The sequence below is a fragment of the Winogradskyella sp. 266wxhm genome (genome assembly GCF_058964685.1).
Window position 1 is genome coordinate 3,568,396 of sequence record NZ_CM179559.1, and the last position, 25,628, is coordinate 3,594,023.

23 protein-coding genes and 1 other RNA gene are annotated in these 25,628 nt (G+C 33.4%); 10 read left to right on the plus strand and 14 right to left on the minus strand.

Annotated elements, in window-relative coordinates; genetic code table 11:
- Nucleotides 1-40 precede the first annotated feature (40 nt).
- The 5 genes from AC2H4K_RS16095 to AC2H4K_RS16115 all read right to left on the minus strand — a co-directional run bounded on the left by AC2H4K_RS16095 (nucleotide 41) and on the right by AC2H4K_RS16115 (nucleotide 4,663).
- A complete protein-coding gene (locus tag AC2H4K_RS16095; protein ID WP_281139516.1) occupies nucleotides 41-478 on the minus strand; it encodes a DUF6146 family protein in 438 nt (145 codons plus the stop codon).
- Between the two features lie 204 nt (nucleotides 479-682).
- Entirely contained in the window at nucleotides 683-1,318 is a 636-nt protein-coding gene (locus tag AC2H4K_RS16100; RefSeq protein ID WP_281139515.1) for a DUF937 domain-containing protein, read from the minus strand.
- 97 nt (nucleotides 1,319-1,415) lie between these two features.
- Nucleotides 1,416-2,366, minus strand: a complete 951-nt coding sequence (locus AC2H4K_RS16105; protein WP_281139514.1) for a D-2-hydroxyacid dehydrogenase — start codon at nucleotides 2,364-2,366, stop codon at nucleotides 1,416-1,418.
- A gap of 43 nt (nucleotides 2,367-2,409) precedes the next feature.
- On the minus strand, nucleotides 2,410-3,471 hold the full coding sequence (gene serC, locus AC2H4K_RS16110) for a 3-phosphoserine/phosphohydroxythreonine transaminase (RefSeq protein ID WP_281139513.1): 1,062 nt from the start codon (nucleotides 3,469-3,471) through the stop codon (nucleotides 2,410-2,412).
- A 130-nt stretch (nucleotides 3,472-3,601) separates the two neighbouring features.
- Entirely contained in the window at nucleotides 3,602-4,663 is a 1,062-nt protein-coding gene (locus tag AC2H4K_RS16115; RefSeq protein WP_281139512.1) for an acyl-CoA reductase, read from the minus strand.
- A gap of 99 nt (nucleotides 4,664-4,762) precedes the next feature.
- Here AC2H4K_RS16115 and AC2H4K_RS16120 point away from each other — a divergent pair, with 99 nt between their 5' ends.
- The 3 genes from AC2H4K_RS16120 to AC2H4K_RS16130 all read left to right on the plus strand — a co-directional run bounded on the left by AC2H4K_RS16120 (nucleotide 4,763) and on the right by AC2H4K_RS16130 (nucleotide 7,985).
- Complete coding sequence (locus AC2H4K_RS16120) at nucleotides 4,763-5,116, plus strand: 4Fe-4S dicluster domain-containing protein (protein ID WP_281139511.1); 354 nt, start codon at nucleotides 4,763-4,765, stop codon at nucleotides 5,114-5,116.
- Nucleotides 5,117-5,679: 563 nt separating this feature from the next.
- Nucleotides 5,680-6,747 carry a ribosome small subunit-dependent GTPase A gene (gene rsgA / locus AC2H4K_RS16125; RefSeq protein ID WP_281139510.1) on the plus strand — a complete coding sequence of 356 codons (1,068 nt, stop codon included), beginning with the start codon at nucleotides 5,680-5,682 and terminating at the stop codon, nucleotides 6,745-6,747.
- Nucleotides 6,748-6,959: 212 nt separating this feature from the next.
- Entirely contained in the window at nucleotides 6,960-7,985 is a 1,026-nt protein-coding gene (locus AC2H4K_RS16130; RefSeq protein WP_281139509.1) for a hypothetical protein, read from the plus strand.
- A 177-nt stretch (nucleotides 7,986-8,162) separates the two neighbouring features.
- Here AC2H4K_RS16130 and AC2H4K_RS16135 read toward each other — a convergent pair whose 3' ends face one another.
- Both AC2H4K_RS16135 and AC2H4K_RS16140 read right to left on the minus strand, forming a co-directional pair.
- Nucleotides 8,163-9,347, minus strand: a complete 1,185-nt coding sequence (locus tag AC2H4K_RS16135; RefSeq protein ID WP_281139508.1) for a hypothetical protein — start codon at nucleotides 9,345-9,347, stop codon at nucleotides 8,163-8,165.
- A gap of 230 nt (nucleotides 9,348-9,577) precedes the next feature.
- Nucleotides 9,578-10,759, minus strand: coding sequence for a hypothetical protein (locus AC2H4K_RS16140; protein ID WP_493742608.1), 1,182 nt, complete (start codon nucleotides 10,757-10,759; stop codon nucleotides 9,578-9,580).
- Between the two features lie 163 nt (nucleotides 10,760-10,922).
- On the opposite strand from AC2H4K_RS16140, the gene AC2H4K_RS16145 reads away from it, so the two are divergent.
- The gene (locus AC2H4K_RS16145; RefSeq protein WP_281139506.1) at nucleotides 10,923-12,605 is read left to right on the plus strand and encodes a pseudouridine synthase; all 1,683 of its coding nucleotides are present in this window, start codon (nucleotides 10,923-10,925) and stop codon (nucleotides 12,603-12,605) included.
- 122 nt (nucleotides 12,606-12,727) lie between these two features.
- On the opposite strand, the gene fahA is transcribed toward AC2H4K_RS16145, so the two are convergent.
- Entirely contained in the window at nucleotides 12,728-14,020 is a 1,293-nt protein-coding gene (gene fahA, locus AC2H4K_RS16150; RefSeq protein WP_281139505.1) for a fumarylacetoacetase, read from the minus strand.
- Nucleotides 14,021-14,130: 110 nt separating this feature from the next.
- On the opposite strand from fahA, the gene glyA reads away from it, so the two are divergent.
- Complete coding sequence (gene glyA / locus AC2H4K_RS16155) at nucleotides 14,131-15,405, plus strand: serine hydroxymethyltransferase (protein ID WP_281139504.1); 1,275 nt, start codon at nucleotides 14,131-14,133, stop codon at nucleotides 15,403-15,405.
- Between the two features lie 119 nt (nucleotides 15,406-15,524).
- Here the strand turns inward: glyA and AC2H4K_RS16160 are convergent, their stop codons facing one another.
- From AC2H4K_RS16160 to AC2H4K_RS16180, 5 genes are all read right to left on the minus strand, one after another.
- On the minus strand, nucleotides 15,525-16,091 hold the full coding sequence (locus AC2H4K_RS16160) for a hypothetical protein (protein WP_281139503.1): 567 nt from the start codon (nucleotides 16,089-16,091) through the stop codon (nucleotides 15,525-15,527).
- 26 nt (nucleotides 16,092-16,117) lie between these two features.
- Complete coding sequence (locus AC2H4K_RS16165) at nucleotides 16,118-17,683, minus strand: right-handed parallel beta-helix repeat-containing protein (RefSeq protein WP_281139502.1); 1,566 nt, start codon at nucleotides 17,681-17,683, stop codon at nucleotides 16,118-16,120.
- 84 nt (nucleotides 17,684-17,767) lie between these two features.
- Complete coding sequence (locus AC2H4K_RS16170; RefSeq protein ID WP_493742609.1) at nucleotides 17,768-18,529, minus strand: BamP family beta-assembly machinery protein; 762 nt, start codon at nucleotides 18,527-18,529, stop codon at nucleotides 17,768-17,770.
- Nucleotides 18,530-18,618: 89 nt separating this feature from the next.
- The gene (locus AC2H4K_RS16175) at nucleotides 18,619-19,005 is read right to left on the minus strand and encodes an acyl-CoA thioesterase (protein WP_493742610.1); all 387 of its coding nucleotides are present in this window, start codon (nucleotides 19,003-19,005) and stop codon (nucleotides 18,619-18,621) included.
- 8 nt (nucleotides 19,006-19,013) lie between these two features.
- Nucleotides 19,014-20,042 (minus strand): glutaminyl-peptide cyclotransferase, encoded by a 1,029-nt coding sequence (locus AC2H4K_RS16180; RefSeq protein ID WP_493742611.1) that lies wholly within the window; start codon nucleotides 20,040-20,042, stop codon nucleotides 19,014-19,016.
- Between the two features lie 88 nt (nucleotides 20,043-20,130).
- On the opposite strand from AC2H4K_RS16180, the gene ffs reads away from it, so the two are divergent.
- From ffs to fsa, 4 genes are all read left to right on the plus strand, one after another.
- Nucleotides 20,131-20,229, plus strand: an RNA gene (gene ffs / locus AC2H4K_RS16185) — signal recognition particle sRNA small type.
- 90 nt (nucleotides 20,230-20,319) lie between these two features.
- Nucleotides 20,320-21,123, plus strand: coding sequence for an SDR family oxidoreductase (locus tag AC2H4K_RS16190; RefSeq protein WP_493742612.1), 804 nt, complete (start codon nucleotides 20,320-20,322; stop codon nucleotides 21,121-21,123).
- Nucleotides 21,124-21,170: 47 nt separating this feature from the next.
- On the plus strand, nucleotides 21,171-21,566 hold the full coding sequence (locus AC2H4K_RS16195; protein WP_493742613.1) for a hypothetical protein: 396 nt from the start codon (nucleotides 21,171-21,173) through the stop codon (nucleotides 21,564-21,566).
- Nucleotides 21,567-21,652: 86 nt separating this feature from the next.
- Nucleotides 21,653-22,306, plus strand: coding sequence for a fructose-6-phosphate aldolase (gene fsa / locus AC2H4K_RS16200; RefSeq protein WP_493742614.1), 654 nt, complete (start codon nucleotides 21,653-21,655; stop codon nucleotides 22,304-22,306).
- Nucleotides 22,307-22,338: 32 nt separating this feature from the next.
- Here fsa and AC2H4K_RS16205 read toward each other — a convergent pair whose 3' ends face one another.
- Entirely contained in the window at nucleotides 22,339-23,799 is a 1,461-nt protein-coding gene (locus AC2H4K_RS16205) for a TlpA family protein disulfide reductase (RefSeq protein ID WP_493742615.1), read from the minus strand.
- 169 nt (nucleotides 23,800-23,968) lie between these two features.
- Between AC2H4K_RS16205 and AC2H4K_RS16210 the strand changes: the two genes are divergently transcribed.
- A complete protein-coding gene (locus AC2H4K_RS16210; protein WP_493742616.1) occupies nucleotides 23,969-25,594 on the plus strand; it encodes an ABC-F family ATP-binding cassette domain-containing protein in 1,626 nt (541 codons plus the stop codon).
- Nucleotides 25,595-25,628 lie beyond the last annotated feature (34 nt).

The window sequence follows — 25,628 nt, forward strand, 5'->3', positions numbered from 1 at the left end:
AAAAGTGCTGCAAAATTAAGGATTTTATAATAATAAGTAACTATATCCTCGGTTGAAACGAGGTTAATTGTTGTTTGTATTTTAATTGAAAGTAAACGAAATAGTTATATAGTTTATAATTAACTTCATAACCATAATCTGTATTAACGTCATAGTCAATTCTTAATTGATACAAGTCAGGATTGTAGGTGTGAGGCTGTAAATTTCTTTGGTTCCATGCTTGGACTAAAACTATATTTCTAGATTCTAACCACTCTTGAGAATAGTAGCCTTCTGGTCTTGCCGTAGAGGCTAACCAAGAATTAAATCCTGGTTCAATAATTATAATTTCATAATCAGTTTCGTCACTACTAATGGAAACAGTATCATTATCAACCAAAGCGCTACTGTTGCCATTGTCTATGGTTTGATTAGTGTTGTAAGATTTGCAACTAGCAATAAGAATTGCAAGAATAATAAAAGGAATAAGCTTTTTCATAATAAATTAAATATATTAAAAATTCGGTTAATTAAGTTGTCTTTTTGGTTTCATTTAACGATACAAATATTTATAAAAGCTTTCTATTATTAAAGTACCAATGAGTGAGAACTTCTTTTGAATGAGTAATTCCTTTATAGAAGTTAGCCATAAAAAAAAGCAGTACCAGAAGGAACTGCTTTTTAAATAAGTTATTATAGTGTTTTATTTCCCGAATAATCCTCCAAGAAGACCACCTACGCCACCTTTCTTTTTACTTCCACCTAAAAGCATACCAGCAACATCATCTACTACGCTACCATCTCCATCGGCATCTAATATTTTTTCTAAGAAACTCTGTTCGTTTTGAGCACTGCTTCCTCCAAGCAAACCTCCAAGAAGTCCTGTAATGTCATTTTGAGAACTTACATTGTTTTGTTTAGCTTGTTTACCAAGAATACCCATTAATATTGGTGCAGCTACTTTAAGAATATTGGCTACAGAACCAGCATCTAATCCTGCTTTTTGTCCAATAACTTGTTCAACACCTTGTTTCTTTTGTCCTAAAATATGTCCTAAGATTTTATCTCCATCGGTTTTCACGTCTTCATCAACTCCGCCACTAAATAAGCCTCCTAGGTTATCTAAAATACTTCCATCGTGCTTATTACTTAGAGCGCCCATTAATCCTTGTGCACCTTGTTCAGTTGCTGCGTTACGTTCCATTGCTTTCATTAAAACAGGTAATGCCATTGTAAGCACACTACTGGTTTTGTCTTGGTCTGTTCCGGTAGATCCAGAAACACCACTAACTATGGTTTTTCCTAAATCGCTGTTTAATAAATCTAAAATTCCTGCCATGTTTTATAATTATTTTTTGATTAAAAATTTGGTACTTCAATGTACAAAAAAAGTCCTACAATTGTAGGACTCAAATATTATGTTTAGGTCACATTTATTAACCTAAAATGCTCTTAATCTGATCTGCAAGTTCAACTCCTATACGATCTTGTGCTTCGTTTGTAGCAGCACCAGTGTGAGGTGTTAATGATAATGCAGGATTCATTAATAATTGGATTTCTGGTTTAGGTTCTTTTTCAAAAACATCTAAAGCTGCTCTTGCTACTTTACCTTTTTCAATGGCTTTTACTAAAGCAACTTCATCAACAACACCACCTCTTGCTGCATTAGCAATGATTACTCCATCTTTCATTAGGTCAAATTCCTTTTCACCAATAACATAGTCTTTTTGTGCAGGAACGTGTAGTGTTAAGAAATCAGCTTGCTTAAGAACCTCTTCTTTAGATATTGTTTTGATTTCAAAGTTTACTTTTTGTCCATCAAAGAATTCTAGTTCTAAATCAGCTTTTTCCATGTAAGGATCGAATGCAACTACTTTCATACCAGCTCCAATAGCAACTTTAGCAGTAGCTTGACCTATACGACCGAATCCTAAAACACCAAGGGTTTTTCCTTTTAGTTCAGTTCCTTTAGCGTAAGCTTTCTTTAAACCTTTAAAATTAGCATCACCTTCTAAAGGCATATCTCTGTTGGAATTGTGTAAGAAACGCGCTAAACCATAAAAGTGACCAAATACTAACTCTGCTACAGAATGTGAAGAAGCAGCAGGCGTATTGATGACATGAAGTCCTTTTTCTTTAGCGTATTCTACATCGATATTATCCATACCAACACCACCACGACCAATAATCTTTAGGCTAGGGCAGTTGTCTATTATATCTTTTCTAACTTTGGTTGCACTTCTTACTAAAAGAACTACAATGTTATTTTCATTGATGTAATTCTCTAATTGCTCTTGGGCTACTGTAGTTGTAATAACTTCGTAACCTGCAGCTTCTAAAGCTGTAATACCACTTTGAGAAATACCGTCGTTTGCTAATATTTTCATTATAATTTGTTTTGTCATTCAGGAAATAAATGACGATTGATAATTATGCTTTTCTTTCTAACTCACTCATCACCTCTACAAGTGCTTTAACACTGTCTAGAGTTAAGGCATTATACATTGATGCTCTATACCCACCAACACTTCTGTGTCCGTTGATACCGTTTATACCAGCTTCAACACACATAGCATCAAAAGTCTCTTTAAGGTTTTCGTTTTCTAATGTAAAAGTAGCGTTCATATTAGAACGATCTTCCTTCACAGCAAAACCTTTAAACAAAGGGTTAAGGTCTATTTCAGAATAGATTAAACGCGCTTTCTTTTCGTTTTCTTCTTCGATACCTTTAATACCACCTTTGCCTTTTAGCCACTGTAGTGTTAACATTGATACATAGACTGCAAATACAGGAGGTGTATTGAACATACTACCTTTACTGATATGAACTTTGTAATCCATCATTGATGGAATTTTTCGAGATACCTTTCCAAGAACATCTTCTTTAACCACTACAAGTGTTGTTCCTGCAGGACCCATATTTTTTTGTGCACCAGCATAGATAATGTCGAATTGTGTAAAGTCTAACTGACGCGAGAAAATATCACTACTCATATCGCATACCATCGGAATAGGAGAGTCTGGAAAACTCTTCATTTGTGTCCCGAAAATGGTATTGTTAGAAGTGCAATGGAAATAATCATAATCTTCTGGGATGTCGTATCCTTTTGGAATGTAATTATAGTTTGCACTTTTAGAGGATGCTACTTCGTAGATATCATCGTAGATTTTAGCTTCTTTTATAGCTTTATCAGCCCAAGTACCTGTGTTAAGATAACCAGCTCTTTTTTCTAAAAGGTTTAAAGCAACCATTAAGAATTGTGTACTAGCACCACCTTGTAAGAACAATGCTTTGTAGCCTTTTCCTTCTAAGCCTAACAACTCTAACGCTAAGGCTCTTGCATTTTCCATTACATCTACAAATGGTTTGCTACGATGCGATATCTCTAACAATGATAAGCCGTCATCAAAGTTTAAAACAGCCGCAGCTGCTTGTTCCATTACTGTTTTTGGCAATACACAAGGACCAGCACTAAAATTATGTTTTTTCATGAAGTATGTTTTTTTATCTCAATAACACTACTGAGAGCGTTAACTTTATATCTGTGAGTTTTTGTATGTAATAGCTACAAAGGTGGCAATTAATTGCAAAAAAGTTGTTACTAAAATGATAATTTTTGGTTTATGTTTTTAACAAGAAATCAACAGTATCTACATTATCTGCATAATCCCAAAGTTGTGGCTGTTGTGTTTGTCCAAATTTCACTTCAGAATCTAAAAATCCATCAGCGACAACACATTGAATCTTTTCAGTATCTGTACTTAATTTGTCTTTTAAATCTTCGGTGGAATCATAGTACTCATAGAATACAGTAGCAATAGGCGAGGAGTAGCTTTGATCTTCCTTAATCATTAAGAAACCGTTTTCTAACATATTGAACTCGCTCATAAGGTAAACTGCTTTATTATAGTCGTAGTTATTAGCGTATTTAGCTTCATGAATAACATGATGCCACTTGTAAACCGCTTTAAAGAAAGCTTCAAAATCATAATCTTTTGGAACAAATAACTTAGATACGTTTCTGCATCCCAAACCATAATAACGGAAGATATCGTCTGAAAGTGCTTCGAGTTGCTCGTGGGTTTCGTTACCTGTAAGTACAGCTACTGAGTTTCTGTTTTTTCTAATAATAGAAGGTTTGTTTTTAAAGTAGTACTCAAAATAACGTGATGTGTTGTCGCTACCTGTAGCTATGACAGCATCGAAGTTGTTTAGCTGTTCTTCTGTGAAGCTTATTTTACCTTTTAAACTTGGTTCTATGTACTCTAAATATTTTGCTAAAAGCGGTAGTAGGTGTTTGTCGTTAGAGGATTGCTTTACCAATACGTTATGGCCTGTAATAATTACACTTAAGAAATCATGAAAGCCTACGAGAGGAATATTTCCTGCCATTATTATGGCTACAGTTTTAGGTTCTTCAACATTAAAGTTATACTTGCTTAACCAATGATTAATATTGTTCTTTGTCAGTATTTTACACCATGACATAAAACTGTATTCTATATTGCTATCTGTAAACCAACCGTTATGCTCTTTTGCTAATTTTATTTGGTGTTTGAATGCATCGAAGAATAAATCGTTGTGTTGAATACCATCCTGTTTTTGTGGAGGAGTTGTGGTAAACTGATTTAGGAATTTTCCTAATTCTATGAAAGCTTTGTTAATGTAATCTTTGTTACTCATTATAATTTGTATAACCGCCTTTTTGGCTTTACTTTTGCAGCCTAATCTGTGTAAAGGCAGATGCAAATTTACGCAAACCCAAAAGAAAGAAAAATTACTATGGCAATTATAATAACAGACGAATGTATAAACTGTGGAGCTTGCGAACCAGAATGCCCTAATACTGCAATATATGAAGGAGCAGATGATTGGAGGTATGCTGATGGTACAAGTCTTAGTGGTAAAGTTGTACTACCAAATGGCAAGGAAGTAGATGCAGAAGAAACCCAAGAACCTATAAGTGACGAAGTGTACTATATTGCGCCAGACAAGTGTACGGAGTGTATGGGCTTTCATGAAGAGCCACAATGTGCTGCGGTATGTCCTGTAGATTGTTGTGTGCCAGATGATGACCATGTAGAAACAGAAGAAGAACTTCTAGGGAAACAACGCTTTATGCATCCTGAAGACTAATCAACTTGCTGGTTTTTAGTGTTTGGTTGGTTTAGACTACTAAATATTTAATAATTTATAATAATCCTGAGCTTAAAGCTTGGGATTTTTTTGTTTAAAAAGTTATGTTGAATTAATTAAAATGATTTATAAAATACATAGTCAAAAATTAATTATTGTTTTGATAATAAGGATTTTAAACTAAACTATGTGTTAGTTGACAAATAGTACAGATACAGACTAATTTATGTATTGTAGTATATTTGCCTAAATCTACAAACAGAATTACTGATTGAAATAATCGCTACACAAAAAACTCCCTCAATTTCAGATTTTTAAGGGATATTTTATAATTTTGTATTCTAATTACAATTTATGCCTATTACATCTGTAATATTATATTCGGATATTGTAAAATAGATAGTCAATTTTCTTTGACTATCACCATTCTTAACTTTAGGTAATACACTGAAGCATTTCTACTTATATACATTTTACAAATAAACACATTGATTGTGAATGCTGTTGTATTTATCGATTTATAAATACCGCAAGTGTTTACGGCAATTTAAAACATACTGAATATGACATTAGAACATTTCGGATATAACGACAACATAGAAAAATTAAGAATTCAACATCATCTTATGGACTTTGAAATAGGAAGAATTATTTCAGAGCACAAGGAAAGATATATAGTTGCAACTGAAAACGGGGATTTTGAAGCTGAAATTACAGGTAACTTAAGATATACGGCAAATACTCGTGAAGATTTTCCTGCTGTAGGAGACTGGGTTGCCATTTCTGAATATGATGACAATAAGGTGCTTATACATTCTATTATTCCCAGAAAAACTATTATTCAACGACAGGCAGTTGGTAAGCAAGGAGAGCGGCAAATTATAGCCACAAATATTGACTTTGCTTTTATAGTGCAAGCGGTTGACGGGGATTTTAATATCAATCGCATAGAACGTTACCTCACAATTTGCAATACATCTCATATACAGCCAATTATTCTTCTTAATAAGATTGATTTGATAAGCGCAACAATGTTAGATGATCTACTCTTAAAAGTTAAAGAAAGAGTAGCTAAAGTACCAATAATTGCTATAAGTAATACGTCGCAAAAAGGAATTGAGAACGTGACAACCTATATAGAAAAAGGCAAAACTTACTGCTTGTTGGGTTCCTCAGGAGTGGGAAAATCGAGTCTTTTAAACAATCTATCGGGTAAACAACAGATGAAAACAAATGCTGTTAGTACAAGTACGAATAAAGGACGACATATTACTACACACAGAGCATTAATAGCTCTTGAAAATGGAGGTGTTATTATTGATAACCCAGGAATGAGAGAAGTGGGTATTACAGATGCCGTTGAAGGATTAGAAAAGACGTTTGAAAAAATAGTCGCGCTATCCCAAAACTGCAGGTTTAAAAATTGTACCCATACCATAGAAATTGATTGTGCTGTTATGGAAGCCGTTGAAAGTGGAAAAGTAGATAAACTGTACTATGAGAATTATCTCAAAATGAAACGGGAAAACGAGCATTTTGAATTGACCGTTGCTGAAAAACGCAAAAAGGAAAAAGATTTTGGAAAAATGTATAAGCAATTTAAAAATTTTAAAAAATCTAATAAGTACTAAACAGTGCAAAATTTATAGCTAATTGTAATGATTCTTGGTAAGACATTGCTTTGCCAATTAGCGCATTGTGCTGGTGTTATTGCAATTAGCTTATATTTGGTTTAAAATATACGTGACTTTACGTATTGACTTATAGTTTATTAAAAGTTAAATTCGCCTTTTAACAGATATAGTTCATTGAAACGGGACTGTGTCTTGACGTTGGGCAACATATGAAAAAAACATTCATAACTTTATCGATAATTTGTATTTCAATTATTAGTTGCGCTGTATCAACAAACTCATCGGACAAGAAAAATGATTTATACAAATACGGATTTAATGGAAAAGTAAAATCTGTAAAATCCGAACTATTTAATCTGATTCCAGAAAAAGATACTTTTAAAATTGGAAACAAAGAAAATGGAATTGGAATTGACAAAAATTTGGTTTTGGAATTTAATCAGCTTGGAAACCTTACTTTATCTAAAGAGTTTCTAGCAAATGGAGATATTCGGAAAGAGACATCATACACTTATGATAAAAGAGACCGATTACTTAATTTAAGAGAAGTTGACCATTATGGAAAAGGTTCAGTTTTAGAATATGATTACAGTTACAATTCACGGGACAGTATAACCCAACTCGTAATAAAGGAAAATGACTTTAGGCGAACATATAAAATTGAACGTGACGAAGATAACCGACCTATTAAAAGAGAAATTATTCAAAATGACACAATTCAATCGACTTATAGCGCAAGATATGATAGTAACAATAACTTGATTTCCGAGAGCGAATTCGATTATGAAAATAAACCCATCAGGTTAGTCGAGAGAAGTTTTAATTCTCAAAACCTCAAAGAAAGAGAAATGATTACCGAATACAGTGATTGGGACACGATTGAAGAAGAAAACAAATACTTTTATAATAAAAACAATAAAAAAATTGTCGAACAATTTAATATCGAAAATGACTCGACCTTCGACGAAGCAAAATACAAATACCATAATAACGGAGAACTAATGGAGTCTACCACTGTAATTGGAGATGATGAATTCAATCTTGTCGAAAAAAATCAATATAATGAAAATGGGGATTTGACTGAAAAAATGGTTAAAACATCTGATGGCGAAACAAAAGATGTTTGGAGTTATGATTTTAAATACGATTCAGAAAATAATTGGATTGAGAAAATTGAATTTAAAAATGATAAACCCCTAAGGATTTTAAAACGTAAAATTGATTATTATAAATAAAATACGCTGCTTAACAATGACTATAAGTAATTGCTTGTTCTCGCCTACTTCTGAAAATCCTCGCGGATTTTCAGGTTGGTGTGTACTTGCTTGCTTAACCGTTAAACCACGTAACTACTCATAGCCGAGACCGATAAGCGTAATTAAAAAACCTCTCAATTCTGAGAGGTTTTTTATTTATTCTATAACATAAGAATTCATAATATTTTTGAGCTGTAGTTTTAGGTCTTCACCTGTGTCGTAAATCATCTGTTCTTCCGTTGGGAATGGTACCGCACGGTTGTTTAGAAAAGGCAGTAAATCGTTATCTAAAGCTCTACGGTCTCCCTGTGCATTGGCATAGATATGCTCAAAAATAAACTCGCTACTTACAGGGAAAGCATCTGCCAACTGCTTGGTGTTAAGATTGTAGTATTCTACATTACCAACTACTTGTGAGGTTTTTAATTGTCTAAACTCATAGAATTGGCATCTTACGGTTTTTAGATTATCAACTTCTATGGCATTACCAAGGCTGTCTTTAACCACATTACCACGATCGTCTAACAATTTCTTTTTACCATCTACAATTTGCTTTTCTTTAATGATTTGACGCTCTTTAACCTGTTCTGGAGACACGTTTATTTCTCTTAGGTTAACGCGCATATTGTAATCGTACCTTACAGCTCTGTCGGCATTATTGTGATATACCGTCCAAAGGTTATCGAGTCCATATGTACTAAAGTTTAGCAAGTCGTTTTCCAAGCGTTGCGGAATAACTTTTTGGGTGTCGTTTATCATTTCAACCAAAACAAAATCAGTGCCCTTTTGGTGTGCAACATCTATAAGTTGTCTTACATCTTTGTAATTAGGGTTGATTTCTTCAATTTGCTGTAACTGGTCGTAAGCAAAACGGTAATCAGATTTGTTGTTGGTATTTGTGTTTAATAAACCTACGGCATTGCTGTACAGTTGCTCAGAAGCATTGTCTTTAGCCGAAATTATAGCACTAGAATAATCCTTAAAGTTAAAGGCAACTTCTCTGTCATCTACATAAAGTGGTAATAGTGGTTTAATACGTTGTTGTCTGTTATCTAAAGCCACATATAGATCATATATTTTGATATGGTTTTCTGGGTTGTTGTCTTTTTGCAGAAAGCTTATGTTTTCTAAATCGCGTTGGTTGGCTTTCTTATACGCATCTTGAAGCATAACGATATATTCGGCTTTTCGCTTTTTGTTTTTGTTGGTGCGCAGTTTGCTAACAGCATCGTTAATGGCTTTATCATAATTACCAACACTTACAGCTTTTTCAATTTGTTTGCTGGTACTACAGGAAAGGACAAATAAAAGTGACAATGTAAAAAGTAATAGTCTCTTCATGGGTAAGCGGTTTAGTTTAGTGGTTTTTAGAAATTTAATGCAAAGTAGATATTTTGCTGATAAAACGCTAATAAATGCGGTGAAAGGCATTTATTATTTAGTGGTACTAGGATTTTATTGTTCTTATTTGTTGAATATAAGTGGAAATTTAAAATAAAAAACCTCTTTACTTAAGAACGTGTAAAGAGGTTTTTAACACTAACTAACTAACTAACTAACTAACTAACTAACTAACCATTCAATCTATAAGATTTTAAAATGTTTTTTAACTGCAACTTTAAATCTTCACCAGAATCGTAAACCATTTGTTCATCGGTAGGGAATCTTAATTGTTGCTGTCTTAAAAGGCGCTTATCATTATTGGTCAACGCTCTTGCATCTCCTCTGTAGCGTCCAAAGATATTTTCGAAAGTGAAACCACTATCTAATGTAAAGGTATCTACGATTTGGTTGTATTTAAGATCGGTATAAACCACATCAGCAACTACTTGTGCAGACTTGGTTTGTATTACTTCAAAGAAACGTGCTTTTACATTCACAATCTTATCCACTTTAATGTCATTACCAAGGCTATCTTTCATAACGTTACCTCTTCTGTCAGTAACATATTCCCAGCCATCAACAATATCTCTTTCTCTAAGTTGCTGTCTTTCATTTATACGCTCAGGCGACACATTAATTTGTTTGAGTTGTAATTCCATGGCGAAATCGTAAACCATAGAAGGCTCTATATTTGCGTGGTATTCTGTCCAGAATTGGTTTAAACCATAGGTGTTAAAATCTATCAATTCAGCTTCTAATTGTTGTGTTAACAACTGATTAGTGTGATTTACAATAGCAACGCTAACGTAATCGGTACCTTTTTGATGCGCTTCTTCAAGTAAGCTTCTCGTTTCCTCAAAATTAGGATTAATGCTTTCTATGTAATTGAAAATGTCATAAGCTTTTCTAGCATTGTATTTGTCATCAGAATCTAATAGTGTAATGCCTTGTCCGATTAAATAATCAGATGTTTTATATCTGTAATCAACAATTTGAGAACTATAATCGTTAAACTGAAACTCCAGATTTTTACCGTTGATTTGTAAAGGCAATACACGTTTTATAGCATTTTGTCTAGCTTCTAAATCCAAATAAAGATTATAGATTGTTTTATATTGCTCAGGGTTACCATCTTTTTCTAGATGCGTAATATCTTGCAAATCTTCCTCTAAAACTTTGTAGTAAGCATCTTGAAGCATTACAACATAATCTTGCTTACGCTTTTTATCCTTGTTGTTTTCAAGTTTTCTTAAAGCTTCAGAAATTGCCTCATCATAGTTACCATGACTTATGGCTTCTTCAATTTGTTTTTTTGCACTACACGATACAAGTACCGAAAACAGGACTGTAAATAGTAATAGTTTTTTCATGATTCTTAAGTTTAGAGGGTTACTATGAAATAGTATAACCAACTATAATGCCAAAAAATAAAACTATTTGATATTCAGTATTTTAATATGTATTAATTGAAAAGGGTTGAAATTAGATACATATGTTTGAAGATTTTGTTTCTTTGTAAACCCAAAAATTACAATGTTTAAGAAAGCGTCTCTTTTTCATCCCTTACAAGTAGAAACTTCGGTAGAGCTGCCAAAGCAATTTACCTTTCCGTTTTATTACGAACCACATGAACTTTCGGTAAAAGCTGCTGAAGAGGTTAAGTCTTATTTGAATTCTCAAACAGATTTTGAACACAATTTTGGCTTGGATACATCTAAAACAGGACTGAAAATTGGGAAGATGTTTGGTGTAATGATTGTAAAAAATGAAAAAGAAGAACTAGGTTACATCGTTGCTTTTTCCGGAAAATTGGCGGAAAGCAATTATTTAGATGGTTTTGTGCCACCAATTTATGATACCCTTAAAGCAGATGGGTTTTATAAAAAAGGGGAAGCCTATTTAAATGAACTCAACGCTAAAATTGAAGCACTAGAGCAGAGTGAAGCTTTTATAAAAGCAAAATTGAGATTAGAAGAGCTTAAACTACATTCTGAAAAGACCTTAGAGGATTTTAAACAAAAAGCCAAAAAAGAAAAGCAATTACGAAAGCAAAAACGTGTAGAGGCAGAGGCTAACTTATCAAAAGTAGAACAATCAGAATTGCTAGAAACGCTTAAAGAAGAAAGTATTCAAAGTAATTTAAAGTTGAAGTATTTAAAGCGTGATATACAATTAGCTATTGCAGATGCAGAAAATACGCTATCAAAACTTCAAGAACCTATTGAAGCTCTAAAAAAAGAACGCAAAACACTTTCAGCAAAGCTACAGCGACAAATACATGAAGAGTATCGCTTTTTAAATGCTTTGGGTGAAACAAAGGATTTAATAGATATTTTTAAAACTACCGATTTAGGACATCCGCCAGCTGCGGCAGGTGAGTGTGCTGCACCAAAGTTATTTCAGTTTGCTTTTGAAAATAGCTTAACACCAATTGCAATGGCTGAGTTTTGGTGGGGAAGTTCGCCAAAATCAGAAGTTAGAAAGCATGGACAGTTTTATCCGTCTTGTCGTGGGAAATGTGAACCCATTTTGGGTCATATGATGCAAGGCTTAGATGTGGAAGCAAATCCAATAGAACAAGCGCACACTTTTGAAGGAGAAATGGATATTGTTTATGAAGATGCGTATTTACTATTGGTAAATAAGCCACATGAATTTTTATCTGTACCAGGAAAAACAATTAAAGATTCTGTGCTTACAAGAATGCAAGACTATTTACCAAATGCTTCAGGAGCTTTGTTGGTGCATCGTTTAGACATGTCAACGTCAGGATTGCTATTAGTAGCTAAGAATGAAAAGACGTATAAAAAACTTCAAAGACAGTTCATTAACCGTACCATTAAAAAGCGATATGTGGCGCTCCTTGATGGCGAACTAAATACATTAACCGGAACTATAGATTTACCACTTCGTGTAGATCTGGATAATAGACCAAGACAGTTAGTGTGTTATGAGTATGGCAAACCAGCTAAAACCAGCTATGAAGTTTTAGACGTAAAAGACGGTAAAACTAGAATCCATTTTTATCCTATTACCGGAAGAACACATCAATTGAGAGTTCATGCCGCACATCATAAAGGGTTAAATCTATCTATTGTGGGAGATGATCTTTATGGACAATCTGCCGACAGACTTCATTTACATGCCGAAATGTTAAGCTTTGAACATCCCATTAAAAAAGAATGGGTAAGCTTTACGTGTAAGGCGCCTTTTTAGTTAAATAAATATAACAGATATGTCATTCTGAATTTATTTCAGAATCTAACATACTTATAGCTATAGATTAATCAGAATCTAAAAAATTCAGCTTGACAAAATGTAAAAGAAAGTGATTAGGTTTACTTCTTTTTCTTCGGGTTAAAAACAGGTAGTAATTGCGTTTTTACAGAACCAAAACCAATTCTAATATCGTCTTTTTCACAATGACCTCTCATGATTACCGTATCGTAATCATTGATGAACTTACGTTCTGAGCCATCTTTCATTTTTAAAGGTTTAGCACCTCTCCAAGACAGTTCTAACATAGAACCATAAGAATCTTCCGTTGGTCCAGAAATAGTTCCGCTACCCATCATATCACCAGAGTTTACAGGACAACCATTGACTGTATGATGCGCTAATTGTTGTGCCATATTCCAATACATATATTTGAAATTAGACTTACAAACTGTGGTTTCTTTAGAACCTTTTGGTTGAATACCAACTTCTAGGTTAATATCAAAACTCTTTTTTCCTTTAGATTGTAAGTAAGGTAACGGTTTTGGATCTTGCTTAGGACTTTCAGTTCTAAACGGTTCTAAAGCATCTAAAGTTACAATCCATGGTGACATAGAAGACGCAAAGTTTTTCCCAAGGAAAGGCCCAAGTGGCACATATTCCCACTTTTGAATATCTCTAGCCGACCAATCATTAAATAAAACAAGTCCAAAGATGTATTCTTCAGCTTCTTCAACAGGAATTGGTTCCCCTAAATCATTAGCATCAGTAGTAATAAAAGCCATTTCCAATTCAAAATCTACCAATTTTGATGGACCGAACACAGGAGTTTCAGCACCTTCAGGCATAGTTTGTCCTTGAGGACGATGTACAGGTATTCCAGAAGGAATGATAGAAGAACTTCTTCCATGATAGCCTACAGGTAAATGCAACCAATTTGGCATTAATGCATTGTCAGCACCTCTGAACATTGTACCTACATTTGTAGCGTGTTCTTTACTGGCGTAAAAATCCGTGTAATCACCAACTTGTATAGGTAATTGCATTTCAATTTCATCTAAACGGAATAGAATACGTTCTTTGTGAGGAATGTTATTTTTTAAGGTTTCGTTGGTTTCATCAAAAATCTGAGCGATTCTATTTCGAACCAATCTCCAAGTTTTTCTACCATCAGCAATAAAATCATTCAAAGTGTCTTGTAAGAAAATATCATCAGTAAGCGGAATACCTTCAAAATATCCAAGCTGATGTAAAGCACCAAGGTCTATAGCAGTATCGCCAATTCGGGTTCCGATGGTAATGATGTCATCTCTCGTTAAAAAAACACCGAAAGGTATGTTCTGTATAGGGAAATCTGAGTTTTTACCGACGTGTAACCAAGAGGTTCTATCTGGATTATTGGCTGATAATGGCATATAGTATTGTTGATTAAATGTTCATTAATTTATATTCAAACCTACATAAATTTTGATATTTAAACTAATGTATTCATTATTTTTGTATCGATTTAACAAAGACCTTATTTATGCAACGCGACGAACAAATTTTTGAACTTATACAAGCAGAGAAAGAACGCCAAACTGATGGCATAGAACTTATAGCTTCAGAGAATTTTGTCAGTAACCAAGTAATGGAAGCTGCAGGTTCTGTACTAACCAACAAATATGCTGAGGGTTATCCTGGTAAACGTTATTATGGAGGTTGTGAAGTAGTAGATGAGGTTGAGCAAATCGCAATAGACAGAGCTAAGACGCTTTTTGGTGCCGCTTATGCCAACGTACAACCACATTCTGGGAGTCAAGCTAACACAGCTGTTTTTCATGCTTGTTTAACACCAGGCGATACCATTTTAGGTTTCGATTTATCTCATGGTGGTCACCTTACACATGGTTCTCCTGTGAATTTTTCAGGTAAATTATACCGTCCTACATTTTATGGTGTAAAAAAAGACACAGGTTATATTGATTATGATATGTTGGCTGACCAAGCACAAAAAGAAAAACCAAAATTAATAATCGCTGGAGCTTCGGCATATTCTAGAGATATTGATTTTGCTAAATTTAGAGAAGTAGCCGATAGTGTAGGAGCTGTACTTTTAGCAGATATTTCGCATCCAGCAGGTTTAATTGCTAAGGGTATTTTAAACGACCCGATGCCACATTGCCACGTCGTAACTACAACTACACATAAAACGTTACGTGGACCAAGAGGTGGAATGATTATGATGGGTGAAAATATTGATAATCCATTCGGAATAAAATTAAAGAATGGTAACCTTCGTAAAATGTCAGGTCTTTTAGATTCTGGTGTGTTTCCAGGAAATCAGGGTGGTCCATTAGAGCATATCATTGCAGCTAAAGCTATAGCATTTGGTGAGGCATTGTCTGATGAGTTTTTGCATTATATGCTACAAGTGAAGAAAAATGCTGATGCTATGGCAAAGGCGTTTGTGGCAAAAGATTACAACCTTATTTCAGGAGGCACGGATAACCACATGATGCTTATAGATCTTAGAAATAAAAATATTACAGGTAAAGATGCTGAACAAGCTCTAGTAAAAGCAGATATTACGGTTAATAAGAATATGGTGCCGTTTGATACGGAATCTCCTTTTGTAACGTCAGGAATTAGAGTTGGTACACCAGCAATTACCACTCGTGGATTGAAAGAAGATGATATGGCTTATGTTGTAGATTTAATTGATGAAGTTATTAAAAACTACGAAAACGAGACTATATTAGAAGGTGTAGCTGAAAAGGTGAATGAATTAATGGGAGGAAAGCCATTGTTTAATGCGTAATAGTTTACTATCATTCTGAACTTGATTCAGAATCTAATAATGTAATGAGATGCTGAAACGGGTTCAGCATGACAAATAGGATAAAAAAAAGCCTTTCAAAATTATTGAAAGGCTTTTTACTATTTATCTTTTAATGGAATGGTAATACCAAGAGCAAAGGCACCAACTACTTGTTCAACTTGTGGTTGAATATAATAAGTAAAACCAATATCTACATTTGTTTCTTTTCCTAATTCTAATCCAAAAGCTACAGGTATATGATATTGTAAGCCACTTTTGTTTTTGGATATAAATGCCGTTTGTGTTTCGAATTTACCAATAGATAAACCAAAACCTGTCTCAATATAAGGTGCCACCCAGGGTATTGGTGCTCTTAGTCTGAATTTACCACCTAGAAGCCCTGCCTTTGTTATAGCAAACTCATCAGTTGGATTGCCATTTAAGTCTTCTCCCTTAGGGTTTGTTAGAATGAGGCCTACATAAGGCTTTAATTCAAACCATGATTTTATAGTAAGTACATACTCTCCTTGTAGAAAAAAACCAGAGTCTGCGGTATCATCAACACTTTCATAAGGAATACTCAAGCCATAACCAATTTGAGCGTTTATAGCTCTCTTTTTAACGAATTGAGCATTACATAATAGGGAAGAGGATAGGATAATTAGAAGAAGTAAAGTTTTTTTCATTTATAGATAATTGATTATTTTTAATTCTATTCTTCAAAATTTACGCTTTTGTAGGCTCCAGCATCAGGAGGTGAAACTCTTGTTTCTCCTAAAATATCTTCTGTAATTAAAAAAGCAGGACTACCAATACCATTAGCATCAGAATCAGCTCCAATGCGCATTAAATTTTCAAAAGGATCTTCAAAATCTGGATCTAGATTAAACCAGTTTCCTTCGTAATTAGTTATATCATCAAAGTCATAATTGCCTGAACCATCAAGATTACTATTATTAAAGCTAAGTAAGCAATTATTAAACTTGAAGGTAAACTCAGCACCTTCATTTTCTAATAAAAATTCAGGATTGTCATTGCCATACACAATACAATTATTGATGTTTGCTACAGTTGTATTGGTGTAAATGGTATTGTTTTCATCTACTGTGAAATCATTAATCAATAGTGCTGGGTATTGTCTAAAACTGTTATTCCAATAGTTCGCTATGGTGCAATGCGTTAAGTTATATACTCCACCAAAAGTGCCAGCAAAAGAGGATTGTCCACTGTTATTAATCACTACATTTTCTGCTGTAATAGAAGTCGCATTACCAAGAATACCAAAGCTACTTGTATTATAAACTTGAGAATTAGTAATGGTGAGTTTAGCATTAGGATCATTTTGTCCAAATTCAGAAAGCACACCTATAGTCGCATTTTTAATGGTCGCATGATTTATGGTATTGTTAATGCTACCATCAAAAAGCCATATCGTTCCCCATTGTCCTGGAATATCTTCATAAAGTGGCTCTAAACGATCACCTTCTAAAATCACTTCATTTTCAAGAAGGTCTTGATCTGTGCTTAAATCACCATTGATGTTTAAAGTTCCACCTTGCGTCACAATAATACCAGATTCCGCATGAAAATGTACACGTGCACCAGATTCCATCGTTAATGTTTGTCCATTGCCAACACCTGCATAACCATAAATAACATAAGGCTTTTCATTGGTAAAGGTGAGTTCTTCATCCTCGAGAAAACGTCCTTGCAAAGTGGTTTCATCAGGATTTCCATCTCCGTCTACATCAAAAGTTAAGGTCTCAATAATGTTTGTTTCCTCATCTTTGTTAGGATAAATAAAAACCGCATCTTTTACCAAAGTCACCAAATCTACATCTTGTTGGTTATTTCCAGAGTCGAATAAAATTCTATCTGTATATAAAAACTGAATATCCGAATTGGATAAAGCCTCAATATCTATTGTAGTTTCTATAAAAATATAAAGACTGTCATTGGCCAAAAGTTCTACATCTTCAAAAAACTTACCTTCTTGATCATCAGCTAAACCTGTTGTACCATCAATATTCATTCGATAATAAGAGCTAACTCCATTTTCTAATTGAATGGTCGGAATTACAATATCTTCATCGCTACGGTTGTATACTTTTAGGTTGTATGTGCTAGAACCAATATTGGTAAAAACCGTATCGAGATATACCGTATCTCTAGCAAATTCTAGGTTTCCTGTGCTTGGTGAAAATTCGAAATCATTTCTACATGAGCTCCAGAATATTAAAACTGAAAAGCAGATAAGAAAGGTAAGCAGTCGCTTCATAAAGTAAAACTATAATTAAGGCTTAAAAATATAACTTTTGAAGTTATGATTTATTATGAAGATCGATTAATTGTTTTTGGCTATTTAGTCTTTAATAACATTTTCTTCTCCGTATTGATCAAGAAGAATTAAAAACAATTGACTATTGAGCACCAACTGATCTAGAAGTTGCATTTTTTTGTTTTCGGCAAGTAACTCTGTACTTATTTGTTTTGCAGCACAAAAGTCGAGAAACAATTTTGTTTGGTTTTTTGGGATTTGAAGATTTTCTGTTAGTAAACGTTCATTAAAAAACGAACTTTTAGTGAATAAGGAATCCATTTGCTCATAAGAAATGGGCTGATATTCGGGCATTTTAGACTTTTTTCCTTTGAATAGTTTAGCTACTTGGCCAATTAGGTAAATAAAATCTACACCATAACTAGCACCAGCAGGTTGATATTTTTCAGGATGATTCTTTATATCTTCAGCAATTAGGTTTTTGAGCTCTATATTATAAGTTTCCTCTTCAAAAATGGGTTGCTCAGGTTCGGCTTTAATTTCAACTTCATCTAATTCACTCACAATTTTTTTTAATTCAAAAACGGCTACACCTTCAAAATGTATTGATTGAAGCACAACGATTTTTGGGTGATAAAACAAGGATTGAAATCTAATAGTATCATTTTCTTTGGCAATGATGGTAAAGTCTCCATCATCATCAGTAAGCGTAACACTTTTCTGAGAGAGATTATGGACTTTGATGTTTTTTACCGTAGAAACAGAGTCATAAACTTTTCCTCTTAATATTTGTCCATAAAGTGAAAATGATAGAATTGTAAAGCAGAAAAATAGAGTTAAGCGCATTTGTGATGGTTGATTGATACGCTAAAGAAACTACTTTAAAGTGTAACTAATTCACGGATTAATTAAACTTTAACCTAAATATTTGTTAATTAGAATAGTGAGATAACTTCTTCTGGAATTCTTGCAGGTCGTTTTGTGTTAGCGTTCATAAAGCACCATTTAGTTTCTGAAGCTGCGGCTAATTTATTTGTTGAAAGATTAAAAATTTCTACTTTTCTAATAGAAATTAAACCTTCAGACTTAATAACGAACGTCTTTAAGTTGATGTCATCTCCTAAAACAGCCTGACTTTTATAGTCAATATGATGGCTCATCATTACCCAAAAATAATTATCTGTAATATCTTTTGGTGCATTGTTAAGCCAATGAAGTTCTGCAATATCTTGAACCCACTGCACATAACATACGTTGTTGACATGGTTGAGTTGATCTAAATCGTCTTTGGTAACTTTTATGATTTTTTCAAAAACTTTCATTAAGACTTTTACTTTTTCTTAATGGTAACTTCGAATAGTTTATCCCAATTTTTTCCGGTGACAAAAATAGTTTTACGTTCAGGATGGTAAGCAATTCCATTAAGAACATCCAATTCAGGATGCTGAGTTACTAATTTTCTTAAAGGCTTAAAATCAATTACGCCTTCAACACCACCAGTTTTAGGGTTAATGATAACCACACCGTTACGTTGATAGATGTTGGCAAAGATTTTCCCGTCAATCCATTCTAATTCGTTTAAAGCAGGGATTTTACCCTTTTCAGTATAAACTTCGATATGGCTTTGCTCCGTCAGGTTTTCAGGGTTTATAATCCATATTTTTTCGGTGCCATCAGATTTAAAAAGTTGAGAACCATCATTACAGATTCCCCAGCCTTCTTCACTTTTACCATAGTTGAAAGTACTTAGCTTTTCAAATGAGTTAACATCATAGACAAAGCCTCGTTTTTCGCGCCATGTGAGTTGATAGATTTTATCATCTAAAACGGTAAGGCCTTCGGCAAAATATTCATCATCTAAATTGATGTTTTTGAGAACTTCACCTGTTTCAAAATTTACTTTTCTAAGTTTGGATTCTTTATATTGACCAGTACTTTCGTATAATTCACCATTATGAAATTCCAAACCTTGAGTGTACGATGTAATATCGTGAGGGTAGGTGTTTACAATTTCATAACTGTAATAATTAGGAATAATGTTGTTATAGATTTTAAACGATTGTGTTAGCGTTTGTGTATTGTCATCATATTTTACAACAGCTGAAATGGTTTTTTCACCAAGAGTTACATCATTCAGAATTTTATTATCTGAAATGGTTTTGTTATCTAATTTAAAGGTTACACCTGTAATATTTAGCTTTTTAGGATTATCAATCGATAATTTTAAAGTATCACCAAACATTGCAAATTCTCGGTTTGTTTTGATGGATAATCCTGTGTCTTTAGAAGAATTATTCTCGCCACAATTGATTATTGTAAGGCTTAAACATATGACAATGATATAATTAGATAAACGCATAAGCTGTCTTTAATTTTTGAGCAAGTTATTAAATAAAATTCAGTTTAAAAATCATTGCAGAAGTATTAAAAGGTTGTATCTTTGCAGCCGGCAAGTCCTACACAACCAGCTCCTGCTCAATCCTCCAGGACGGGAACGTAGCAAAGGTACGCGGTCGTAGCGGTGTGATGTAGGTAGCTTGCCTTTTTTTGTACCCTAAATTCAAATCTTTGTAAGTGCAAAACATAACAATTTCTTTAAACTTTGTACTTTTAACTTCAAATTTTACATCAAGAAAATGTCTAAAGTTGTTTTAATAACAGGAGGTTCTTCGGGAATTGGAAAATCTATAGGTGAATTTTTAAAGGATAAAGGGTATAACGTATTTGGTACAAGCCGTAATCCTGAAAAATACCCTGAAAGTAAATTTCCTATTGTAGCATTAGACGTTACAAAAATTGAAACCATTCAAAGTTGTATAGCAGAAGTTTTAAAAACCGCTGGGCAAATTGATGTACTTGTAAATAATGCAGGAGCAGGTATTACCGGGCCAATGGAGGAAATTCCAGATGCCGAAATTAAACGCAATTTTGAAACTAATTTCTTTGGTCCAATTAACGTTATTAAAGCTGTTTTACCAGCAATGAGAGCGCAAAATAGTGGATTGATTATAAATATAACTTCAATAGCAGGATATATGGGTTTACCATTTAGAGGAGCTTACAGTGCTAGCAAAGGAGCTTTAGAGATTGTAACGGAAGCCTTTAGAATGGAGTTGAAAGACTTTAATATTGAAATGACCAATGTTGCTCCTGGAGATTTTGCCACTAATATTGCCGCAGGTCGTTATCATGCACCTGTTTTAGATAATTCGCCTTACAAGGAAAAGTATGGACATTCATTAAAAACGATGGATGAACATGTTGATGAAGGAGGTGATCCAACGCAAATGGCTGAAGCTATATTTAAAATCATAAATACAGATAAACCGAAAATTCATTACAAAGTAGGGGCTTTTATGCAGAAGTTTTCAGTTGTGTTAAAACGTGTGCTTCCCGACAAGGTTTATGAGCGTATGTTAATGAAGCATTACGAGTTATAGGCTTTTTTTGGTACGCTATTTGATAAGTTATTTTCAAATCAGCTATCATGAAAAAAACGTTACTCCTTTCTTTTTTACTATCCATTTTATTTTTTAGTTGCAGAGAACCTTTATGTATATTTCCTAGGGAGCCAGAGTTGGCCAATAGAGAATTTCCTATAGGCTCTACTGAGAGTTATTATTATGTTGATATCACGGCGGAAATCAATAATGAGCCTCGAGATGATGATTACGATTATTATTTTGATGTGGTTGGTTTACCTGAAGGAGTGAACTATTACGTGAATTACAGAACCATAAGTTTAGAAGGAACTCCAATAGAATCAGGAACATTCGACATCACTATCTACCTTGATGTTGATGGACCATTTAGAGATTTTGATGATGATTCAGATCTTTGTAATTACAGCACCTCAAAAACCTATATTTTAATTATTGAATAGGCTCTTATTAAAGATTTAATTAATATGTTGTGTTATACCAGCTGATTAATGTAAATTCGCAACAATTATAACACAACAATTTTCTTATGAAATTTTTTATTGACACAGCGAATTTAGAGCAGATAAAAGAGGCTCAAGACATGGGAATTCTAGATGGTGTAACAACAAACCCATCTTTAATGGCTAAAGAAGGCATCACAGGTCATGATAATATTATGAAGCATTATGTAGATATCTGCAATATTGTAGATGGTGATGTTTCAGCAGAAGTTATTGCAACCGATTTTGATGGTATGGTTAGAGAAGGTGAGGCTTTAGCTGAATTACATGATCAGATTGTGGTAAAATTACCGATGATAAAGGATGGTGTAAAAGCATGTAAATATTTCTCAGATAGAGGCATTAAAACCAATGTAACGTTGGTGTTTTCACCAGGTCAAGCTTTATTAGCTGCAAAAGCAGGAGCAACGTATGTGTCTCCTTTTATCGGACGTTTAGATGATATTTCTACAGATGGATTAAACCTTATTGCAGAAATCCGTCACATCTTTGATAACTATGCTTTTGAAACAGAAATTTTAGCGGCTTCTGTTCGTCATACAATGCATGTTATTGATTGTGCTAAATTAGGTGCAGATGTAATGACAGGTCCTCTAAGTTCAATTACTGGATTGTTAAACCACCCTTTAACTGATATGGGATTAGAAAAATTCTTAGCAGATTACAAGAAAGGAAACTAAAAAATAATCGATTTTATATTAAGAAAAGCGCTCTATTTAATAGAGTGCTTTTTTTGTTCCTCTAATAATTCTGAAAGTAAAATATTAAATTCAGAATTATAAATATTAGCATTAGGATGAAGGATATGCCCTGTTTCATCAACAATAATAGCTTTGTTCAAGTAGTTTAAAGCTAAAGTCTGCTGAGCTTTTTTAGAATTTTTAAATTTGTATTCGCAAGTTGTAGGAAAATCATATTGTTTAATGATGTTTTTCCAGAATTCATCATCATTGTCATTAATGTTTACGGAGATAAAGTCCATATTATCGAACTTTAATTTCAGTTCCTTAACCTTATAATGACTATTTCTGTATTGCGATTTTCTGTTAGACGTCCAGAAATAAATGATTGTTGGTTTTGTTATGATTGAAGATAATGCAGTTTCTTTATCGTCATAGTTAACAACAGTAAGATCTGGTAGTGGGTTTCCTTTTCTAAGTAATCTTAAGGAAGCCATTAAATCATTCATGTATGTTTTGTGCTCGTCATCAGTACTTTTTTCAAGATAGTAATCTAACATTTCCTGAGCTTCAACTTCGCTATGATTGTAGCTAATATAATCTCTTGCCTTATATTTTAGTAGATTGTTTTTAATAGTTTCGTCTTCAACTAAACTATCAATAATATCTAGTTTTGCTTTGTTGTATTCAGCGGAATGTCTATCGAATTTACTATGAAAAGGATTCTTATCATAAAACGCCTTTAGCGCTAAATTATCAATGTGAAAAAACAAGAATCTATTATAAGAGAAAAAATTACTTAGGTGATTAGCGTTATAATCAACCGTAGTTCTGTAATTATAAAAGTTTTCAGGTAAATCCTTGATATGAACCAATTTGTTATTTCCAAAATATGCGAAAGGATAAATCTCTTTATCAGCATAAGCATTATAATTGATATTGGCTTCAATTATTGATTGAAAGAATGGTGTTTCATCGTTATTCTCTAAAAAAGTTTCAAATTCATTTAAACGACTTAATCTTCTTTTTTCTATAAAATTATCAAAGTCTTCAGGCTCTCGTTGTGCGTATGTGTTTAGTTTTTTAGCCTCTTTTTCGTTTGTTAAATATGTTTTTATAAGGTAGTTGTTCTTCTTAGCACCTTTTCCTGTAAAAACTAAAGAGCCATCAAAATCGTAGGTATTAAGCCTAAACATAATACTATCATTAGGCTCTAAAAGTACCATTTGATATTCACCACCATGTCTTATAGAATAGAGTCCAGGTTGAAGATTTTCTATTTTGTGAAGAAATCTATTGTTAGTATCTAACGTAAATGTATCGGCAACTTTTCCTTTGGTATTGTAAAGTGTAATTTTCTTATTCTTAGGATTAATAATCTCACCTCCTATATAAGCAATATCAGAATTATTACCTTTAGAATTGCATCCAATGGTAAATGAGGCTAGAAAAAAACTACAGAGTAAATATTTATAAATCAAAAAGTCTTTCATTATCGTCAACCTCACAAAAATATACTTTGGAGTATTTAGTTCTTGTTAATACCTCGTTAAATCTTGTTATAGTGTATATTTATTTCGTCTAATGGCTTTTATTTTCTAATTTTGCACTCTCAAAAAATCGCCTTTCTTTATGAAAGGTCTAATCCATTAAAAATTAAGTATGTTATCAGTTTCAAATCTTTCAGTGCAATTTGGAAAACGTATACTTTTCGATGAAGTAAACACAACGTTCAATAATGGAAATTGCTATGGAATTATTGGTGCCAATGGTGCAGGAAAATCTACTTTTTTAAAGATTTTGGCAGGAAAAATGGACCCAACTTCAGGAAGTGTGCATTTAGAGCCAGGAAAACGTATGTCGGTTTTAGAACAAAACCACAACAAGCATGATGAAGATACGGTTTTAGAAACTGTACTAAAAGGGAATAAGCCTTTATATAATCTTAAAAACCAAATAGACGCTCTTTACGCAGACTATACAGATGAGAATGCTGAAAAAATAGGAGAATTACAAGTTCAGTTCGAAGAAATGAACGGTTGGAATGCCGATAGTGATGCTGCAGCAATGTTATCTAACTTAGGTATTAAGGAAGATTTACATTATTCATTAATGGGAGATTTGGATGGTAAGCAAAAAGTACGTGTGTTATTAGCACAGGCTTTATTTGGAAATCCGGATGTGTTAATTATGGATGAGCCTACCAACGATTTGGATTATGAAACCATCTCATGGCTTGAAAACTTCTTAGCTAACTATGACAACTGTGTTATTGTAGTATCTCACGACCGTCACTTTTTAGATGCGGTATGTACGCACATTTCTGATATAGATTTTGGTAAAATCAATCATTACTCAGGTAACTATACATTCTGGTACGAATCTTCTCAGTTAGCAGCAAAACAACGTGCACAGCAGAACAAAAAAGCTGAAGAGAAAAAGAAAGAATTAGAAGAATTTATCCGTCGTTTCTCTGCTAACGTAGCAAAATCTAAACAAGCAACAAGTAGAAAGAAGATGATTGATAAGCTTAATATCTCAGATATAAAACCATCTAGCCGTCGTTATCCTGCAATTATTTTTGAACGCGAACGTGAAGCAGGAGACCAGATATTAAATATAGAAGGTTTATCAGCAAGTTTAGATGGAGATATTTTGTTTAAAGATATTGATATCAACTTGGCAAAAGGAGATAAAGTTGTTGTGTTTTCTAGAGATTCTAGAGCTACAACAGCTTTTTATCAAATCATAAACGGAAAAGAAGAGGCAGATTCTGGCAAATATGCTTGGGGAGTTACAACCACGCAATCGTATTTACCTTTAGATAACTCAGAATATTTTAATAACAAGCTTTCATTAGTAGATTGGTTACGTCAGTGGGCTACTACAGAAGAAGAGCGTGAAGAAGTTTACATTCGTGGATTCCTTGGTAAGATGATTTTTAGTGGTGAAGAAGCTTTAAAGAAGTCAGATGTATTATCAGGAGGTGAAAAAGTACGTTGTATGCTTAGCCGCATGATGATGATAAGAGCTAACGTATTAATACTAGATGAACCAACAAACCACTTAGATTTAGAAAGTATTACTGCCTTTAATAATTCACTTAAAAACTTTAAGGGCACAGTGATGTTAACTACTCACGATCATGAGTTTGCACAAACAGTGGGTAATAGAATAATAGAATTAACACCAAATGGAGTTATCGATCGCTACATGAGCTTTGATGAATACATGAGCGATAAAAAGATTAAGGAACAGCGTGATAAAATGTATGGCGTAACGGCTTAATCAAAATTATTTTAAAGAATAGTAATAAAAAAAA

What these genes read in the sequence shown, in the direction of transcription:
- AC2H4K_RS16130 (WP_281139509.1), top strand. Translation starts at nt 6,960, where the DNA reads ATGAAAAAAACATTCATAACTTTATCGATAATTTGTATTTCAATTATT.
- AC2H4K_RS16135 (WP_281139508.1), bottom strand. Translation starts at nt 9,347, where the DNA reads ATGAAGAGACTATTACTTTTTACATTGTCACTTTTATTTGTCCTTTCC.
- AC2H4K_RS16105 (WP_281139514.1), bottom strand. Translation starts at nt 2,366, where the DNA reads ATGAAAATATTAGCAAACGACGGTATTTCTCAAAGTGGTATTACAGCT.
- rsgA (WP_281139510.1), top strand. Translation starts at nt 5,680, where the DNA reads ATGACATTAGAACATTTCGGATATAACGACAACATAGAAAAATTAAGA.
- AC2H4K_RS16145 (WP_281139506.1), top strand. Translation starts at nt 10,923, where the DNA reads ATGTTTAAGAAAGCGTCTCTTTTTCATCCCTTACAAGTAGAAACTTCG.
- AC2H4K_RS16190 (WP_493742612.1), top strand. Translation starts at nt 20,320, where the DNA reads ATGTCTAAAGTTGTTTTAATAACAGGAGGTTCTTCGGGAATTGGAAAA.
- AC2H4K_RS16160 (WP_281139503.1), bottom strand. Translation starts at nt 16,091, where the DNA reads ATGAAAAAAACTTTACTTCTTCTAATTATCCTATCCTCTTCCCTATTA.
- glyA (WP_281139504.1), top strand. Translation starts at nt 14,131, where the DNA reads ATGCAACGCGACGAACAAATTTTTGAACTTATACAAGCAGAGAAAGAA.
- fahA (WP_281139505.1), bottom strand. Translation starts at nt 14,020, where the DNA reads ATGCCATTATCAGCCAATAATCCAGATAGAACCTCTTGGTTACACGTC.
- AC2H4K_RS16165 (WP_281139502.1), bottom strand. Translation starts at nt 17,683, where the DNA reads ATGAAGCGACTGCTTACCTTTCTTATCTGCTTTTCAGTTTTAATATTC.
- AC2H4K_RS16175 (WP_493742610.1), bottom strand. Translation starts at nt 19,005, where the DNA reads ATGAAAGTTTTTGAAAAAATCATAAAAGTTACCAAAGACGATTTAGAT.
- AC2H4K_RS16115 (WP_281139512.1), bottom strand. Translation starts at nt 4,663, where the DNA reads ATGAGTAACAAAGATTACATTAACAAAGCTTTCATAGAATTAGGAAAA.
- AC2H4K_RS16100 (WP_281139515.1), bottom strand. Translation starts at nt 1,318, where the DNA reads ATGGCAGGAATTTTAGATTTATTAAACAGCGATTTAGGAAAAACCATA.
- AC2H4K_RS16170 (WP_493742609.1), bottom strand. Translation starts at nt 18,529, where the DNA reads ATGCGCTTAACTCTATTTTTCTGCTTTACAATTCTATCATTTTCACTT.
- fsa (WP_493742614.1), top strand. Translation starts at nt 21,653, where the DNA reads ATGAAATTTTTTATTGACACAGCGAATTTAGAGCAGATAAAAGAGGCT.
- AC2H4K_RS16205 (WP_493742615.1), bottom strand. Translation starts at nt 23,799, where the DNA reads ATGAAAGACTTTTTGATTTATAAATATTTACTCTGTAGTTTTTTTCTA.
- AC2H4K_RS16195 (WP_493742613.1), top strand. Translation starts at nt 21,171, where the DNA reads ATGAAAAAAACGTTACTCCTTTCTTTTTTACTATCCATTTTATTTTTT.
- AC2H4K_RS16095 (WP_281139516.1), bottom strand. Translation starts at nt 478, where the DNA reads ATGAAAAAGCTTATTCCTTTTATTATTCTTGCAATTCTTATTGCTAGT.
- AC2H4K_RS16120 (WP_281139511.1), top strand. Translation starts at nt 4,763, where the DNA reads ATGGCAATTATAATAACAGACGAATGTATAAACTGTGGAGCTTGCGAA.
- AC2H4K_RS16140 (WP_493742608.1), bottom strand. Translation starts at nt 10,759, where the DNA reads ATGAAAAAACTATTACTATTTACAGTCCTGTTTTCGGTACTTGTATCG.
- serC (WP_281139513.1), bottom strand. Translation starts at nt 3,471, where the DNA reads ATGAAAAAACATAATTTTAGTGCTGGTCCTTGTGTATTGCCAAAAACA.
- AC2H4K_RS16210 (WP_493742616.1), top strand. Translation starts at nt 23,969, where the DNA reads ATGTTATCAGTTTCAAATCTTTCAGTGCAATTTGGAAAACGTATACTT.
- AC2H4K_RS16180 (WP_493742611.1), bottom strand. Translation starts at nt 20,042, where the DNA reads ATGCGTTTATCTAATTATATCATTGTCATATGTTTAAGCCTTACAATA.